General features: G+C 41.4%; 19 protein-coding genes and 1 pseudogene. 3 read left to right on the plus strand and 17 right to left on the minus strand.

Annotated elements, in window-relative coordinates:
- Position 1: 1 nt before the first annotated feature.
- Positions 2-217, plus strand: coding sequence for a DUF6132 family protein (locus DW677_RS04335; RefSeq protein WP_015552802.1), 216 nt, complete (start codon positions 2-4; stop codon positions 215-217).
- A gap of 297 nt (positions 218-514) precedes the next feature.
- On the opposite strand, the gene DW677_RS04345 is transcribed toward DW677_RS04335, so the two are convergent.
- From DW677_RS04345 to DW677_RS04395, 12 genes and pseudogenes are all read right to left on the minus strand, one after another.
- Entirely contained in the window at positions 515-1,927 is a 1,413-nt protein-coding gene (locus DW677_RS04345) for a relaxase/mobilization nuclease domain-containing protein (protein ID WP_015552801.1), read from the minus strand.
- 62 nt (positions 1,928-1,989) lie between these two features.
- Positions 1,990-2,274 carry a hypothetical protein gene (locus tag DW677_RS04350; RefSeq protein WP_117566538.1) on the minus strand — a complete coding sequence of 95 codons (285 nt, stop codon included), beginning with the start codon at positions 2,272-2,274 and terminating at the stop codon, positions 1,990-1,992.
- 148 nt (positions 2,275-2,422) lie between these two features.
- A complete protein-coding gene (locus tag DW677_RS04355; RefSeq protein WP_020989788.1) occupies positions 2,423-3,013 on the minus strand; it encodes a hypothetical protein in 591 nt (196 codons plus the stop codon).
- A gap of 277 nt (positions 3,014-3,290) precedes the next feature.
- On the minus strand, positions 3,291-4,331 hold the full coding sequence (locus DW677_RS04360; protein WP_008791949.1) for a Fic family protein: 1,041 nt from the start codon (positions 4,329-4,331) through the stop codon (positions 3,291-3,293).
- A 234-nt stretch (positions 4,332-4,565) separates the two neighbouring features.
- Complete coding sequence (locus tag DW677_RS04365; protein WP_242990547.1) at positions 4,566-4,946, minus strand: CD1107 family mobile element protein; 381 nt, start codon at positions 4,944-4,946, stop codon at positions 4,566-4,568.
- A 351-nt stretch (positions 4,947-5,297) separates the two neighbouring features.
- Positions 5,298-6,361: pseudogene (locus DW677_RS04370) on the minus strand (FUSC family protein).
- Positions 6,362-6,392: 31 nt separating this feature from the next.
- Positions 6,393-7,436: a HAMP domain-containing sensor histidine kinase gene (locus tag DW677_RS04375; RefSeq protein WP_117566539.1), complete on the minus strand. Its 1,044-nt coding sequence runs from the start codon at positions 7,434-7,436 to the stop codon at positions 6,393-6,395.
- Positions 7,436-8,146 carry a response regulator transcription factor gene (locus tag DW677_RS04380; RefSeq protein WP_117485576.1) on the minus strand — a complete coding sequence of 237 codons (711 nt, stop codon included), beginning with the start codon at positions 8,144-8,146 and terminating at the stop codon, positions 7,436-7,438. The genes DW677_RS04375 and DW677_RS04380 overlap by 1 nt, the downstream gene beginning before the upstream one ends.
- On the minus strand, positions 8,125-9,558 hold the full coding sequence (locus DW677_RS04385) for a phospholipase D family protein (RefSeq protein WP_117566540.1): 1,434 nt from the start codon (positions 9,556-9,558) through the stop codon (positions 8,125-8,127). The genes DW677_RS04380 and DW677_RS04385 overlap by 22 nt, the downstream gene beginning before the upstream one ends.
- A gap of 172 nt (positions 9,559-9,730) precedes the next feature.
- Entirely contained in the window at positions 9,731-11,290 is a 1,560-nt protein-coding gene (cls, locus tag DW677_RS04390; protein ID WP_117471132.1) for a cardiolipin synthase, read from the minus strand.
- A 312-nt stretch (positions 11,291-11,602) separates the two neighbouring features.
- Positions 11,603-11,788, minus strand: coding sequence for a hypothetical protein (locus tag DW677_RS18680; RefSeq protein ID WP_015552772.1), 186 nt, complete (start codon positions 11,786-11,788; stop codon positions 11,603-11,605).
- A 24-nt stretch (positions 11,789-11,812) separates the two neighbouring features.
- On the minus strand, positions 11,813-12,208 hold the full coding sequence (locus DW677_RS04395) for a tyrosine-type recombinase/integrase (protein ID WP_242990548.1): 396 nt from the start codon (positions 12,206-12,208) through the stop codon (positions 11,813-11,815).
- 262 nt (positions 12,209-12,470) lie between these two features.
- Between DW677_RS04395 and DW677_RS04400 the strand changes: the two genes are divergently transcribed.
- Positions 12,471-13,751, plus strand: coding sequence for a 2-hydroxyacyl-CoA dehydratase family protein (locus DW677_RS04400; protein ID WP_117566541.1), 1,281 nt, complete (start codon positions 12,471-12,473; stop codon positions 13,749-13,751).
- Entirely contained in the window at positions 13,748-15,457 is a 1,710-nt protein-coding gene (locus DW677_RS04405) for an acyl-CoA dehydratase activase (RefSeq protein WP_015552775.1), read from the plus strand. The genes DW677_RS04400 and DW677_RS04405 overlap by 4 nt, the downstream gene beginning before the upstream one ends.
- 10 nt (positions 15,458-15,467) lie before the next feature.
- On the opposite strand, the gene DW677_RS04410 is transcribed toward DW677_RS04405, so the two are convergent.
- From DW677_RS04410 to DW677_RS04425, 5 genes are all read right to left on the minus strand, one after another.
- Positions 15,468-15,740 carry a hypothetical protein gene (locus DW677_RS04410; RefSeq protein WP_015552776.1) on the minus strand — a complete coding sequence of 91 codons (273 nt, stop codon included), beginning with the start codon at positions 15,738-15,740 and terminating at the stop codon, positions 15,468-15,470.
- Positions 15,741-15,764: 24 nt separating this feature from the next.
- Complete coding sequence (locus DW677_RS04415) at positions 15,765-16,055, minus strand: DUF4491 family protein (RefSeq protein ID WP_015552777.1); 291 nt, start codon at positions 16,053-16,055, stop codon at positions 15,765-15,767.
- Between the two features lie 172 nt (positions 16,056-16,227).
- Entirely contained in the window at positions 16,228-17,139 is a 912-nt protein-coding gene (locus DW677_RS04420) for a DNA/RNA non-specific endonuclease (protein WP_117566542.1), read from the minus strand.
- A gap of 39 nt (positions 17,140-17,178) precedes the next feature.
- Positions 17,179-17,409, minus strand: coding sequence for a hypothetical protein (locus DW677_RS18165; protein WP_133304029.1), 231 nt, complete (start codon positions 17,407-17,409; stop codon positions 17,179-17,181).
- Between the two features lie 193 nt (positions 17,410-17,602).
- Positions 17,603-18,109: transposase (locus tag DW677_RS04425; RefSeq protein ID WP_147324926.1), on the minus strand; the 507-nt coding region annotated here is incomplete at its 5' end.

An 18,109-nucleotide genomic window follows, 5' to 3' on the forward strand; every position in this document is an offset into this window, starting at 1 on the left:
GATGAAAGAAAATATTAAAAAATGGCTGAAGCCAATTCTATTTACCGCAGGCGGCGCTCTGGTCGGCCTTGCATATTACTACTTTGTGGGATGCTCCACAGGAGCTTGTCCGCTAACTTCTAACCCTTTTATCACGATGGCCTATATGGGCTTTATCGGTTGGCTGTTGTCAGGTGTGTTCGGAAAGGGGTGCAGCGGTTCATGCAATATGCAGTAGCCTTCCTGGAGGGAATCATCACCTTCATATCGCCCTGACTGCTTCCTATGCTGCCCATCTATACCTCCTATTTTGCAGGCGGTGGGCAACACACCACAAAAAGACTTTGTTGGGCGCATTGGGATTTGTTAGTGGATTTACCGTAATTTTTGTAGCAATGGGCGCAGAAACCCTGCAGCGAGGAATTGACATGATTATTTCCGACAGGCGATAATCAGCATATTATATCAAAGTAAAATACAAAAAAGTAGCCACGATCCGCACCCTTTGGAGGAGTGCAGACCGTGGCTTTTTGCTTTAACGGAAGTTCTTCTTTTCCTCTTTCTCTTGTTCTTTTTCCTGCTCTTTCTGTCTGTCGATATTCAGAATCGTTTCAACCGTCCGCTTGGCAATCAGCAGTTCTTCTTTCTCTTTTCTGATCTGACGGTACTCCGCATAATCTTTCTTCTTCTGGACTGCCAGCTGATGAAACTCCTCATACAATGATTGCATGGACGGGAGCTTTGTAATCTGCAATTCGTCAAAGGCTTGCTTCGCCGCTTTATGAATTGTGATTTCCTGACGGTGTTCCTCAAAGAACTTTTTGCTATATCCAGACTTACGGTACTCGATATAGATTTGCCTTGTGCTGCGATAATTTTTGATGTGCTGCTGCAATGTCTGAACCTCAACCATTCGTTTCTCTGCGGTCTTGATAGAATCAGAAAGCGCATCGAACCGGGCAGACAGATTTTCAATATGATCGGTCAGATCGTCGTAGTTGCCTAAGCCTTTTTCTTTCAAAAGGATGACGGTTCGGGCAGCTTCTTTTCGGTTGAACTTCTTCGCCCACTTTTCATAACCGGCCGTCTTACCCTCGGCCATCTTTGCCTGAATATCAATCAGCATTTGGAACTGCTTCGGGGCAGGAGCCTTAGCAGAACTGCCTTTTGATTTGTCCAGGTTCTTACCGGAGATAACAGCTTGAATTTCCTCTTTGCTATATCCTTCGCCCAGAGAACGTAGCCGAATGAAACGCTTCTGATTCTTGCCCTTGAACGCAGGCTGCTTTCCATCCTTGAACTCAAATCCCATATCAGCCAGAGCCTGAACAAAGCCATCAAAGCTCTTTGGTTTCTGCTTCAGCACCGCATCAATCGCATCACATAATTCGTCACGCTGGGTACGCTTCTTGGGATAAACGGTTCTTTTCTGGCGCTCTCGATACGGCTTCGGTGTAATGATAGACAACCCGTGTTCCAGGCAAACCATATCGCTGAGTTTTTGAACTGCCAGGCCGGAAAGGAAGAAGTTTTTGAATTTCTGTGTGGAATCCAGCGAGGTCGAATTATAAATGATATGGTTGTGAATATGGGATTTGTCGATGTGGGTCGCAACGATGAAAGCGTGTTTGCCCTTTGTCCATCGCATCGCTGTTTCATAGCCGACCTGGTTCGCTTCTTCCGGAGTGATTTCTCCCAGCTTAAAGGACTGGCGTATCTGGTATGCGATGATATTGTTCTTCTGCTGTCTGCCGGTAATATGCTGATACTGCCGTTTGGAAAGCAGAAATTCTTCATCTGCTGTCTTTGGATCACACTCATAGGAGCTGATAAATTCGCCATCGTTGGTTTTCGCTGCGTTTTGTGAGTAGTTTGTTCGGTCAGCCAGACATTGAGCGACCGTCTTTCCCTTATTTATATGGAGTGCAATCAATCTTGTTGCCGCCATTCTCATCACTTCCTTCCCAAAAAGAAAAAGCCACTGATCGGTGACTTTTCTCTGATATTATCTTATGACCTGATAAATGCGCCCAAACTATCTCTTATATTCTCGACTTTCATAACAACCCAGACGAGCAGGAACACCGCCGCTATTGTCGCAATTCCAAGAACCACAAGGATAGCCAGGGACTGCCACAAAGCTTTTACAACGCAGTAAATCGCAAAGCCGCCAATAACCAAAAGCAATAAACCAATTACATAGGACACAATGTTTGTAAGCAGATTTCCAAGAATACAAATCAATTTTACAACGAACAGCACCGGCAGTGCCAATATCTTCAATACCAGCTTCATAGGCTCAACCCCTTTCTTCTAACTACATTGTACAAGGGTATTTGCAATAAGGCAACGATGTCAACCCTTATGTAAAAAAAGGACGCAAAGGATTCTATCTCCTCTGCGCCCTAATGTTTTCAGATTTTGTTCGTCAAACTTGAAGTTGTTAGTCGCTATCTTGTTTGCGGTTAAATTCAAAAACGACAGGTTCAAATTCAACTAAATGCTTATCTTGGGTGTTAGTTCCTTTAGGGTTCTCTATGCCGGTAACTTCATAGTATTCATCACTGTATTGTATTTTACTACCATCAAAATCTTTTTGAATGGATTTGACATATTCAAACGGATTTTCTATTGGTAACAAACTTAATGCCCGCTGTAGCTGTTGTGCCGCTGTCCTCTGCTCATCGGTCAGTATTTTTTCTTCGTTTGCCATGTGTTCTTCAAATTTATTTTTATCCATCCAAACGATTTGCTCCAATGGGTTAGCAGTACCACAAGCCAAGATTAAACGGATAAAATCTTCAAAATTTGCCGCTAATGGATATACATTTTGGTCTACACAACTTTCTGGATTGCAGGCAAATACCATTTCTCCATATTCCGGCAAAAAGCAATACAGAATACATCCTTCAAATCCGATTGGCTTTGCGTTGACGGGATAGCAAAAATACGGCTCTGCAATATCTCCATATTCTAAACATAAAAGTCCCTTATCTATGGGAAGTGCCATATACTTTTCGTAAATCGTTTCCATTGATGTGCCTCCACAAAATTCCGATTTGTCACTTTGTCTATGCTACAAATTATATCACATCGGTTTTTGAGAATCAATGTACGCAAGGGCAACCCGAAGGGTTCCTAAAGATTACTCTATAAAAACAACAGCCACACACCGTAATGCATGACTGCTATGTAAAAAGTTCGGAAAGAATTTTTGCAACCTGACACAATTTTCTGTTTTATAATCTCCGTCATCGTAAAAATATCTACCTCATCTGTATATGAAATGAGGTAGATAAATAATTTATGACTTAGATTTTTACATATCCTGTAGCCGGACCTGAACCGACCTTCGCAATGTACTCACTCTTAACTAAATCTGCCAGAGTGCGTTCCACCGTGGTTTTGCTTATATCAGGGTGAGCATCCATAATTTCTTTCTTTGTGATTTTACCAACTTTCTGATCAATCATCGCTTTAATTCTTTCGGGCTTAGAAAGAGTGCGGTTCTTTAAATGTTCTACACGGCTTTCAAATTCATTATATGCTTTCAACATGATACCCAGATAATACTTAACAAAAGGCTCATAGCTGTTCTCATTTTCATGCCATCCTGTCGAACTTGCCTGCAATGCTTCATAGTAAGTTTCCTTTGTTTTTTCAATCAACATTTCCATGCTGACATATTTTCCTACAATATATCCTGCCTTATAGTACAAAAGAAGCGACAGTAAACGGCTCATGCGTCCATTTCCGTCATTGAAAGGGTGGATACAGAGGAAATCCAGAATAAACATAGGTATCAAAAGTAATCTATCAATTTTATCAGTATTCCATGCTTCTAAAAACTGTCTGCACAATTCATCCATAGCTTCCGCAGTCTGAAAGGCAGGAACCGGAATAAACCTTGCTTTCTGGTGACCTTCTGCATCTGTTTCTGCAATTACATTATCAGCATTTTTATATTCTCCACCGGAACCGGCATAGGAATACAAATCACGATGAAGCTGCAAAATAATATTAGGTCTGGGCACAATATACTCATAGCTTTCGTGGATTGTAGAAAGCACCTCTCGGTAACCTGAGATTTCCTGCTCAGATCGGTTTCTTGGTTCTGCCTTTTGGCTGACCAATTCTTCCAATCTCTTATCTGTTGTATAAATACCCTCAATACGGTTAGAAGCACCTGTACTTTGAATCAAAGCGACTTCAAGAAGGGTTTTCAATTCATCAATATTAGCTTCCAAAAATAGCTCTTGCTTACCTTTGTGCTCATGAATTTTTCCAATCATCTGTACAATTTCAGGAGTAAGCAACTTTTCTGGCTCTTTTATATAATCAAAAGCTCTCATGTTATCTACCTCATTTCAGAATTATCTGCATCATTTTACTCTAAAATGACGGAGATTTCAATGGGATGAGGCAGATAAATTTTCCGGTCACTATGACTGAAATAATAGTATGCACACCTACCACACAGAATATTCAAGAGGTCGCTTTCAAAAACACAAAATATTTTATTTTTTGAAAGCAGATGCTATGTAAAGGCAATCCGAAGATTGCCCCAGGCATCAAGCCTATCCTGTTTACACAGGTTCATTATCATCTTCATCGACGGAGCTATCTGCATCATCGTCCTCAAACTCCGGATCGTACCCATAGTCCTCGTCATCGTCCACATAATCAGCATCCGGGGCAGGCTTTGCCGCTTCCTGTTCCTTCTTCTTTTCCTGGACTTTCTTAAATACGAAGAATCCACCACCACAGGCAAGCACAATCAGAGTAAGAATCGCTGGGAGCATATTCGTGGATTTTGGCTTTTCCTCCGGCGCCGGTTCTGTAATTTCAGGAACTGTTTCAACCACTTCCGGCTTTGTTTCCTCAATCGGCTTGGTGAACTCTGCAACTTCTTCCTCGTCCATCAGCTTGAGCAGGTCAGCTTCATCCACCTGATTCAGAAAATGCACGGTTTCCCTTAATCACTATATCAGAAAAGAATACAGGCTCTGCTTCCTTATAATTGTCTTTCAAAAATTCATATAACATAAACCTCATTCCTTTCCCCTAAATATTTATAACCTATATGGTTATTTTTGTTAATTATATTCTATATCCTGTTTTCACGATCTGGCAATGTAATTTTAGCACTATGGTTAGTATATCCAAAGCAGAATAAAACATAAAAAAAGATCTGTCACCCTTAGGATTCTTCCCAAAGCCAACAGATCTTACATTTTCCCTTACATCTTTATACTCTTTGCCAGACTCGTCAGCAAAGCTGCCATCTCCGGATTAACCTTTTTTCTTTCTAACCCACGTTATTTTGCAGCCACAGTTACCACTGTTTCCTTTTTTTCGACATAAGCCAATAAAACATAGAACAAAATATTAATGCAAATACAACGCCAAAAACATTCTGAATCACTCTAAGACCAACTGCTCCTTTTAGTCCATAACTCTCTGTAGCAATGGCTAAAGCACCAAATGTGTTAAATACTGCCTGCCAGCCATATTTTGCAGAAAGTCCTACACCAATTCCGCCAATGATTCCTATGTATGTATAGATGGATGACGGAAGCAGAAAATATAGTACTGTAAAGCATATTACACCTGCAATATTTCCGACAATCCTTTTGCGGACTCTGTATTGCATGTCCTCCATAAATGGTAAGATTGCTGACATTGCCGCAATCCCAGCCCACATTGCCCGTGGCATATTGCAGAGTTCCGTAATGCAGAGTACTGCCGGTACGCATATGATCTGACATAACTGCCACTTTGTTCTGGAAGAAGATATATCAAATTCCTGTACCAAATCATTCAAATTTCTTTTATACGTTCTGTTTTTATGATTTCGATAAAATACGAAGCAGGTAAGTGCTGCACCTAATGCCATTCCGGTTAATCGCATCTGATAACTTTTTCCTGTTACATCATATCCATACAATAACAGATAACCAAGAACCAATGTGGATTGGTTAAACATGAATGGGTTATGACATCCGAACAGAATCAGCACTGCCATTGCAGCAATGTTTAACAGCATTCCAAGTACCGGTGAAAGCTGGTTTGCTAAATGCGGACATACAGTCATAATTACAAAGAACAAAGCCAAAAGCATCGTAGATTGTCCGGTGTGGATCCCCAGATCCGCATTCCGAAATACCATAAGGCATAATAAAGCTACTACACCCACAATACTATTCTCATTTCCAAATAAGATACTGAAAATAGTAACAAATAAAAAACAAAATGCCATTGTAACAGCTATCTTTACCAAATATACCAGTATATGATATGATTTTTCTTTCACTGTTTCACTCTTTTTCAACAGATTTTTAGAACCTGCCTGATTTAACTGCAATTCCTGATAAAATGTCATGTAATTCCTCCTCTATCTGTTTTTCTTAAACTTATATGACCTCATCTTTCTGTATTGGAAGCTCTACAACAAATCTGCATCCACCATATTCCCGGTTTTCTGCCTTGATTGTCCCGCCAGCACTATCTACGATCCGTTTCACAAGTGCAAGGCCGAGACCATTTCCTTCTGCTTTGTGAGAACCGTCTGCCTGATAAAATTTATCAAATATTCTGGTTTTCACATCATCCTCTATTCCCGGTCCTTCATCTTCCAGAATAAACATTACAGAATCCTTTTCCTGCTTCAGAAACATCATAATTGTCCCCTTTGCAGGACTGAACTTAATCGCATTATCTAAAAGATTCATCCATATATGCATAAAAAGTCCTTCATTCCCAGTATATTTAACTTCCTCCAGCTCTACCTGGAAACCAATTTCTTTTTCTGTCCATTTTGTCTCCAGGGAAAGAAATGCCTGACGGATCTGTTCATCCAAACGATATTCTGTTTTTTTCATGGGTATGTTCTGATTCTCTAACTTGGATAACAGCAAAATATTTCCAACCAATCCGGAAAGCCTTTGGGTATTAAACAGGATTTTTTCTACATATTCCTCTTGCTCCTGAGACAGTTCTTCTCCTTGAAGAAGCATTGTATACCCTTCAATGGCATTGATCGGGGTCTTAAACTCATGAGAAACATTGGAGACAAAATCCATCTGCAGTACTTCTGTTGCTCGAAGCTCTTTTGTCATCACATTAAAACTCTGGTAAGATTCTCCAACTTCTGCGATACGGCTGTTCGTTTCCAAGTGCTGTTCAAAATCTCCCTGCGAAACTTCCTTCATTGCTTTACTGAGTCTGGTAATTGGTTCCAGCAACCTTGCATTGATAAAGGAAGTAATCAGCCCTGCAATCAATGTATTAAAAATCAAAAGCCAGCCAAGCACAGATATGCTACCAGGCAGATTAAAAAAATGATTCAAAAAAGCAAATAATAACGCAGATATGACTGTTGAAAATACAAGTGCCAGCCAGATTGCACCAGTCAGACAGGATCGGATCCGCAATCCTTTTTCTTTCTTTTGTTCCATTATTTTTTCACCACCTTGTATCCAATTCCACGCATTGTTACGATTTCAAAATCAGGGTTATCTTTCAAACGCTCCCTGATTCTTCCTATATGTACCTCTATCGTATGTGGGTCTGCCTCCGTCTCGTATCCCCATACTTCATCCATCAACTGTTGTTTTGTAAATGTTCTGCCTGGCGAAGCTGCAAGCTTATATAAAAGCAGGAATTCTTTTTTAGGCAAAACAAGACTTTCCTTATCAGTTGTAACCGTCATTGCATCATAATCAAACTCTGTTGAACCGATCACAATTTTGTGTTCATTCAGTATCTGTGCACGACGAAGCAGTGCTCCGACTCTTAAAACCATTTCATTCACATTTACCGGTTTTACCATATAATCGTCACTTCCCGAAAGAAATCCCTGGCGCATATCATCAAAGGAACCTTTCGCAGTGATCATAAGTACCGGTATCTGATATCCTGCTGAACGGAGTTCCGACACCAGTTCATAACCATCCATAACCGGCATCATAATATCGGAAATGATCAGATCAATATACTCTTTATCCAATATTTCTAATGCCAGTGCTCCATCCGATGCACTTTTGACCTGATATCCATTCTTCTCAAGCACTTTTTGGAATAGCTGGCTTAATTCTTTATCATCTTCTACAATCAATATTTGAAACACGTTTTCCTTCCTCCTTATTAAAACAGATACCTTGCCCATCCAAGCAGATGCTGTACCAGAAGTACGTTTCTCTGACGCTTCTTTGTCAATTCAATTGGCTCTACATGATACGGATCACGATAGGTTCCATCTTCCAATACCTGTCGGGACACTCTTTCATATTCCATCATGCCTTCTTCCAACTGTTTATTAATCTCTTTGCTACGTATTACAAGCATCAGTTCCGTATCCAGATACGTGCTTCTCATATCCATGTTAAAGGAACCGATTACGGATAGATCATCATCAATCAGGATGCTTTTTCCGTGGTAAGAATAGCCGCCTTCATACTCCCAGATATCAATTCCTGTATTTAAAATTCTGTTTCTGTTTCTCGCATAATCAGCAGAACCAAACGGATTTCCATTGTTGGCAACCGAATTGGTCATGATAGAAAAATCCGGAACTCTCTCCGCAATCTCTTTCCATGTATTATACATCATATCATTGCAGATAATATATGGTGTATGAATTTTCACGCGCTCTTTTGCATTTTTCATTAGTTCTCCCAGTTGATACCAGACTACTGGTTCCTTGGGACCTGTGTGGATAGGATTTGACACTAATACAATCTTTTCTGTCTCAAAAGTTTCGTCCGTGTAATCGGTATCGCAGATTCTTTCCTTATTCTCTTCAAAATATTTCTGATAGCCGTTCTGCAGCTCTAAAACTGCGTTCTTTACAGATTTTCTATTTGCCAGTTTTTTATTGTCATGAAAATAACCACTGTCTTCTTGTTCCCATATCGTTTCAAAATACTCTAACAACTGGTTAACTGAATTTTCTTTCTCAGGTTCATCGCAAACCACTAACACATCTCTATCATAGTTCTTATGTCCCAGAAAATCACCCAGGAAATAATTGTATGTATTTCTTCCACCAAGAATATATGTCTTACCATCTGCAATCAAATATTTATCATGCATTCTCCCCATCATCTTCCATGGTTTCAACGGATTGGCCTTATTATACAGTTTAATTTCAACATTCTCATGGGAAGATAATCCATAGAAATACGGATTGCCTTCCATATCAACCCAGCTCTCCATTCCATCTACTAACAGACGAACATGCACACCTCTGTCTGCCGCATCATGCAGTGCTCCTAAGATCAATTTTCCACTTTCATCTGATTGAAATGCAAAAGTAGAAAGAATAATGTCTTCTTTTGCATTTCGGATCAAACGCACTCTTTGTAAAAGTGCTTCTGGATTTTTTTCTATGATCACTGCTCGTTCCATATTCTCGCTGCGTTCGTTCCACGAATCATTTTGTGTTTCTTTTTTTATGGTATTAGACACTTCCGGCTGTTTTTTATATGCAATACAGATTCCAAATAATTCATAAAAAGCCACACATAAAAAAATTGACAGTATAACAAAAACAATTTTACATATCTTACGTTTTCCCATCGCACATCACCTGACTTTTTTTCATCTTATGTCTATACAATACAAAGTCAACCTCAATTTTACCTCAACAGAATTAATTTTATCCATGTAAATTTCCTGTACCGGCAATCAGACATAACAAAAACGACCTCTCAAAATCAACTATTTTTTGAAAGGTCGTTTCACTAAATTCTTATAACAATCCAGCAAATAATCTCATAAATAATTGTCCCAGTCGCAAATATGCACTGCGCCCAGTACAATATTGATCTGTTACATCACGACATTCTCCCATCGTTCTTATCAGATCATTTTTAATTTCCACAACTGCCTGACAATCTGCCATGAAACAGCCGTTTTCAAAATGATGATATAAGCTTCTATAATCCAGATTGATTGTTCCACAGGTTGCCATACAGTTATCCACTATACTCATTTTCGCATGGCAAAATCCTGGTGTCCATTCATAAACTCGCACTCCATGTTTAACCAATCCATGATAAAAAGAGCGAGTTATATTATAAATGAATTTTTTATCAGGAATTCCTGGTGTGATAATTCTTACGTCTACCCCTCGCTTAGCAGCCAGACATAACGCATGTGTCATTTCGTCTGTTATAATTAGATATGGTGTCATAAACCAACAGTAATTTTCGGCCTTATTTATCATACTGATATAAACTTCTTCTCCGACCTGCTCATTATCCATAGGACTGTCTGCATAAGGCTGAACAAAACCTGTTTGCTGTGCTTTATAATCGTAATGAATAATGTATTTACTAAAATCAGTATCATTCGTAGCTTTTTCACTAACAGCATTCCACATTTCTAAAAATGTCACTGTAAGTGACTGAACAGCATCTCCTTCTAAACGAATACCGGTATCTTTCCACTGCCCATACGGATGCGTATAATTAAAGTATTCATTTGCAAGATTATATCCACCTGTAAATCCAACTTTTCCATCAATTACTGTTATTTTTCTGTGATCACGATTGTTCAAAAATAGATTTAAGCCTGGCACAAATGGATTGAATACACGACAATGAATTCCTATACTCTCCATCTTTTTTACAAAATCTGTGTTAATAAAACCTATAGACCCCATATCATCATAGAATACCCTGACTTCCACACCGGCTTTTACTCTCTCTTCCAGAACATCTTGAATCTTATGCCAAGCTTCAGCATCTTCTATCGCATGATATTCCATGAAGATAAACTTTTGTGCTTTCGCAAGTTCTTCAAGCTGTGCCTCTAATCCCTTCACTGCTTCATCAAAATACTTGATATCCGTATTCTGATAGATTGGATACCGCGAATTTCTTTGTATGTAACTTGCAATATTTCCTGCTTTCGGAATCTTTTCTTTTATTCTGCTTAAACACTCTTGATTGTCTGGAAGCATTGGTAACAATTTGCTATCAATTTCTGCATATCGCTCACGCATTTTATGCGTGCCACCATTCAAGCCAATCAATAAATACAGGCCTACACCCATAATTGGGAAAATCAGAATTAAAATGACCCAAGGCATTTTCATAGAAGATGTCTTATCTGACGCATACAATCTCAAAACTAAGATTCCACTTAAAATTCTGGTAAATAAATTTATGATTTCTGCATATTCATTCAAGCGTGTTACGATAGTAATAATAAAAATCACTTCCAGAAGAATGCAGATTATGGAAAAGCACAATCGTTTTATTCCATTTTTTGTTTTTGCTTTTCCTTCTAAGGTATCTTGCTTCATATGTATTCCACCTCTTCTTTCTACGTCAGCTCTATATTCAAAATACTATTTATTTTGATAATTGATTCGTTCCCCTTCTATTGTTTTGTTTCAAATTCACATATAATCATACTTTCAAGGACTACATTATTTTCTGGGTATATTCCAGCATTTTTAATATAAAATTGACCTAACACTACATACAAAAGGTATTTACCTTAATTATAACTTTAAATATATCTTATGTACATTATTTTCCATCAAAAAAAGTCCACCCACATCTGGATTTCTCCTAATTCCAGTAGACTCTGTTCTATTTCCATTATTATATTTTTATTCAGCTTTCAAGCTCTTCGCCAGACTCGTCAGCAACGCCGCCATCTCCGGATTTCCCAGAACCTTCATCAAAAGGTCCGCATCCACACCTTCCGGAACAGCCACCGTGTTTGCTGTCTGACCAGCATCTGCACCCTTCATCTGCGGATTAAGATTTTCCCTGTTATAAAACGCATCCTCCATCCTCTGTGCATTCTTTTGCCTGTCCTAGTCAATGATATGGCCATATGCCTCTGTTACCATGTCCGCCTGTGCATGTCCGGAATCGCCCTGAACCGCTTTAATGTCTCCTCCACTGAGCTTCAGCTTATATGTGACACTTGTATGTCGGAGACTATGAAAAACCACATCCGGCAGTCCCTGTTCATCAATAACCTTCTGCATCTGATCACGCAGATAGCTGTCTTCGATCGGAAGACCAAAGGTCGTAGCCATGACCAGATTATAATCCTGATACTCACTGCCAAGAATATCCTTTAATTCATTCTGTTCCTTTTTGATATCGACCAGGATCTGTGCCACAAATCTTTTTCTGTATTTCGGTATAAATACTATGTGATACTGGCATTTCCATCGGGTATGTGATAAACTTCTATTGTCCATTTGGACCGCCTCCTTTGATTTTGAGTTTGGCTTGCGACACCATTCTCATCATATCACAGGAGGCTTTATTTTGTTGTCCTCACCGTCTCCACTTATTCCATTCTCCCCAGCATAGCTGGGGGATTAGACTTTTCATTTACAATTCCCATCCCACTGACTATAATAAAGAATGTCCGTTTGCCTGCAAAGGCGCGGAACCATATCCATCTGCATCAGGGCGATATGACAGAAAAATGAACTTAAAAGAATGGAAGAAAGAACAATGGATGTAATTGAAAAATTTGGAAATAGGGTGAGCAACCAGGCGCTTAAGGATCCGGAAAAAGCGCGTCGGCTGCTTCTTGCAGGATACCGCCTGCAGGAAAAGAAGCTTCAGTTTTTGCCGGATCGGGAGCTGCCGTCGTCGGGACAGTATGTGGCGCGGGTGGTTATGAAAAATATCATTCAGTCGCTGTCGGAACCGGAGAATGCGGCGATGGTCAGCATATTTGTGCCGGGAGAGCTGGTGATGGCGGCAGGGCTGACGCCGTACTCAGTGGAGGCGATGTCCTGTTTTATGGCGGGAACGAAGTGTGAGCAGACGTTTCTTCGGAAAACGGAGGAAGAAGGATTTCCGGAGACGATGTGTTCGTACCACAGGGTGTTTCTGGGGGCGGCGCTGACGGGGATTCTGCCAAAACCGAACTGCATGATTTATACGAACCTTGCGTGTGATGGAAATATGATGACGTTTCCGTATTTAAAGGATAAATTTGAATGTCCGGGCTTTTATATTGATGTTCCGTATGAGAAAAACCGGGAATCGGTTCTGTATGTGGCGGATCAGCTGCGGAAATTGAAACGGTTTCTGGAGGAGACGACGGACAGACGGATTTCGGAGGAAACAGTGCGGAGTGCGGTAGATAACAGCCGGAAAGCGGCAGCGAATTATAAAAAACAGCTTGCCCTGCGGTGTGCGCATGACCCGGTGACCTCTCTGACGAATGAATTGTATGCGCTTTTTATGTGCCATCTGATGGCTGGCTCAGAGACGGCGGTTACCTATACGGAAAAACTTCTGCGCGATGTGCGGATGTCACCGAGGGGAGATGGTCTTTCGGTAATCTGGATGCACATCATGCCATTTTTACAGGAGCCGGTTAAGGATATTTTTAATTATAGTAAGAAAATGCACATCCGCGCTTGTGATTTCATCGCAGATGGTTTTCAGGAGATGCATGCGGAAGACCCGTATGAGGCGATGGCAGAGAAAATGGTCTACTGCATTTACAATGGCAGTGTGAAACAGAGAATTGAGGAAGCGGAACGGCTTGCCAGAATCACGGAATCGGATGGTGCTGTTTTATTTGCCCACTGGGGCTGTAAGGGAACGATCGGTGCATCCAGCCTGATTAAGCAGTCCTTAGAAAAGACAGGACTTCCGACGATGATTCTCGACGGTGACGGCTGCAACCCCGCCAATACCAGCGACGGTCAGGTATCGACGCGGCTTCAGGCGTTTGTGGAAATGCTGGAAAAGGGCAAGGAGGAGAAACACGCATGATTTATTACGTCTGTAAGTACACCCCGATCGAGCTGTTCCGGGGGTTTGGAGAAGAATGTTCTGTTTTGGAGGAAATGCCGGAAAATTTCGAACAGTCGGATCAAATTGCACATGCAAATCTGTGCGGCTTTGGAAAATCGGTCATTCAGGCAGTGCTGGAAGGAAAGGTTGAACAGCTGGTGCTGGTAAACTGCTGCGATTCGATGCGGCGCGTTTACGATATCGTGGAGAGCACGGGAAAATGTAAGTTTTTATATATGCTGGATCTGCCGCATGATGATAATGAATGTGAAAAAGTGAAATTTGCGGGCACGATCCGGAGGCTTAAAAAGGCATATGAGGCATATTCCGGGAAAGTGTTTGATAAACGCGCTTTTATCAAGTCCTTTATTACGCCGGAAATGAACACGGAGCCGTACATTGGTGTGCTGGGCGTGCGGGTCAGCGGCATTCTGGAGGATATGATCCGGGACAATATCCAGATGGATGTGGAAAATCTGACCTGTACGGGTGGTCGGAAACTGTCGGTCGTACAGGATGAAATGTGGAATATGGAGGAAGAGGAGCTGTTTCTTTCTTACGCGGACGTCCTGCTGGGACAGATGCCGTGTTTCCGCATGAACCGTTCGATCCGCAGAAACCGTCTGTATCTGGATCCGAATTTAAAGGGAATTATTTATCACACGATCAAGTTCTGTGATTATTATGGATTTGAGTATGCGAGTATCAAGCGGGATATCAAGGTTCCGCTCCTTAAGATTGAGACTGATTTTACGAGCCAGAGCGCGGGGCAGCTTTTGACGCGCATTCAGGCATTTGAGGAGACGATCGAGGGATCAGAGGATATGGATCCGGGAAAAGGTATCAGTGAGGAGGCAAGAAAGAAGATGGAGTCGGGCATTTTTTATGTAGCGGGAATCGACAGCGGTTCGACAAGTACTGATGTGGTCATACTGGATCAGGATGGAAAAATTAAATCGACGATGATTATTCCGACCGGCGGCGGTGCGATGATGAGCGCCGAGAAGAGTCTGGATCTGGCGATTGAGAAAGCGGGAATTAAGAAAGAGGAGATCGTGCGGATCGATACGACCGGATATGGACGATCCTACATTGACAGCGGGGATGACAGCATCACGGAGATTACCTGCCATGCCAAGGGCGCAAATTATCTGAATCCGAATGTCCGCACTATCATCGACATTGGCGGGCAGGATATCAAGGCGATCAGCATCGACGGGCAGGGAGCCGTGAAAAATTTCCTGATGAATGACAAATGTGCCGCCGGAACGGGACGTTTTCTGGAAATGATGGCGAAAACGCTGGGACTTTCCCTGGAGGAAATGAGTGTGAAAGGGCTGGAATGGAAGCATAATATCGTGATTTCCAGCATGTGTACGGTGTTTGCAGAGTCGGAGGTCGTGTCGCTGGTGGCACAGAATAAGGATGTGGCAGATATTATCCACGGTTTAAATGTGTCAGTTGCCTCAAAAGTCGGCGCGTTGGCAGCTCGCCTTGGAAAGGATCATCCAGGCGAATATATGATGACCGGCGGTGTGGCGAAGAACCGGGGTATCATCCAGGCATTGGAAGAGAAGCTTGGTGCTAAACTTTATATCTGTGATGAGGCGCAGCTCTGCGGTGCGCTGGGAGCGGCGCTATTTGCTTATGAGAAATGTAAAGGCAGTGCGGAGGAAACGCGATGAAGCGGCAGGGTTAAAACACTTGTATCGATATTTTCGTCAGATATTCACTGGGAGAGGCTGTGGCCAATTCGTCGATCACAGCCTCTTTATGAGAGTATTTGCCGGTTTTAAACTTGTGTTCATCGGTCCAATCAAAGAGTTTTTCGTAGGTGGCTTTCGAGTCATAGTAATTTCCCATTAAGTAAGCAAGTACCTTGCCAGCCCAAAGTGCTGCAACATGGTTTTGCAAGCAATCCGCAACGTTCGCTCCTCCAGTATTCACCTGTAATCTCCATACCGCCATCTTCTCATCTCCCCGCTTTCTTCTTTAGTGCTTATCCACCTTCCGCTTCGGGAACCATCCTTTTGCCACTCTTTTTTCCTGTTCTTTCAATTCCTTAATGCTCCAAAAGCAACTGACGCCCAAAACACCCAGAGAAACCGACCAAAGTATTTCCTGCATTCTTACGGATAGAATCATACACAAAATGCCCACCAGCAAAAATACCGGCCAACAGCGGCTTCCAAAGTAATACTCCGCATATATAACAATAGGATGGAACAATCCAATCAGAAAAAAGGTAAGCACACCAATCAATATCCCACTAAAATTCATCATAACTCCTTGTCCTTTTCCTTATACAAACAGCACATTATCGCAGACCGGCGCAACTTATCTTCTGCGTGCAACAGTCGCCCTCAACAGCATATCCAATATGCGCAAAGAAGAAGTATTGCAATATAGAACTACAACCTTCCTCTTCCATATTTTTTTAATATCTGACACATTTTTACGGATTGCATTTTTTACACGGATCATAACCTGCAGCAATCAGCGCATCCCTACTCTCTGATGAGGATTTTTTATTGCTCTCCTTCATCTGTTTGACCGATGAACAGGACGGCCGATGAAATTTCTTTGTATTGGTATTGAGGATATAGGATTCCGTGCTGGTCTGCTGAGAAGCTGCCTGCTTAACAGCCTGTGTGGCCTGCTCTGTTACTGCCGTCTGGTTTGTTCCAGAAGCCGAGCCGTCACCCGTTGCATAATTGATGTTAATTCCCGGCTGAACATTATAAACGTAAACGCAGCACAAAATACCTTCGCCTTTGTCTTCTACGGATTCCGCTTCCATTAGTACGCCGGATGCTACGAGATTACTGCCTTCAAAAACCGGAGTCACCCGATACAGCACATGATTTCCAGTTTCTTTTACATAGTCCGCTGCCATATTCTCAAACGGCAGCATTCCCTGAACATTCAGATATCTGGTCCCAGTGATTAAGTTCTTCTCGTTTGCATTTTCTGCAGTAAGCTGATAACCGATCAAATGGCAGCGATTATATAAATATTTGCCATCCACATTGTCATATTTGATCGTATGCCAACCAGATGGCTTTACCTGCCCAATAGAGCCGCGCTCTTCTGTCGGCATCAGATCTTTTCCAACTGATGCATAGGCTACACCACATCTACCCAGTGAATCCAGGTCACTATATGTTTCAAAAGAAACTGCCGTCAGATCAGCGTCTGTGAAATACGGCTTGTTATCATTTACTATGGCATACGGTTGCCCAGAATAAGCCGGAACAGAAGCCAAATCAAATACCAATGTACCGGCCGAAACAAGATCAACCTGATGTAACTCTGTTGATGCAGAAACAATCGGTTCCTGCTTTGCCGCCTGCCCGCAAGCAGACATACTTAATGCTACCGCTGATAATAAACCGAATTTCTTTCATTATACTACAGTTTTCCAATTCCTGAAAGAAAAAAGAGGATCCCCGCAAAGAGTTCCTCTTATCATTATCCTATATTTTCGTATTTCCTTAACTTCTTCTCTTGTAAGTTCTTTTTTCCACTTTTTATATTCTTCTCTTAATACTTTACTTTTAATTGCATGGTATTCCATATTTAAGTCTTTGATTACACTGTCTATTGCTACACATCTTTTACGAATTAAATCAATCACTATCCTTCATCCCATCTTTTTATATTTATCCTGAATTATTCACGGAGCAGTATCTGAACTGGTAACTGTACCATGAATCCCAAAATTGACCCATGTAGCCTAAACATCGCTCAACCAATCTCCAAAAAGGGTATAAAATCCCTGTGGCAGAGTTCTGTGCGGTTATTAAGCTGTCAAGGTTCGTTAATAGTTACTATTCCAGCTGTACATTCAGCTTACCAATATTTGAAAGTGTCTCATAGAATTCATTTTTATAAGGGCAGCTGCTACACCGCTTGAATGTGATATATCTTGCTGAATGAACTACTTTTGCAGCAATCTTCAGCAGTTTTAAACGGACGGTATCAATGCGTTGTTTGCGCATGTTTGCTGATAACGCCAATCGTCTAAACCAATTAAATATGTTATAAGCAAGAGCGTGTACCTGAAGCCTGTTTGCATTTACGATTCTGGTATGACTGCTTACGGAAGCAAAATCAAAACCGGATTTACTTTCTTTGATGAAGTTTTCCATCAGCCCTCGCTTGCAGTAAAACTTGATAAGATACCCTGGTGAGGAATCCATGTTTGTGACAACAAAGGTGTACATGTAAACCATCTGGTTTTCCGGCTTTTCAACCTTGCATACCACACGCCGTTCGTAAGGCCATGACTTTGCTTTGTACATGAATTCACCATAAACTACCGCATAATCCACTTT

Source organism: Clostridium sp. AM25-23AC (assembly GCF_003435125.1).
Taxonomy (GTDB): Bacteria; Bacillota; Clostridia; order Lachnospirales; family Lachnospiraceae; genus Pilosibacter; species Pilosibacter fragilis.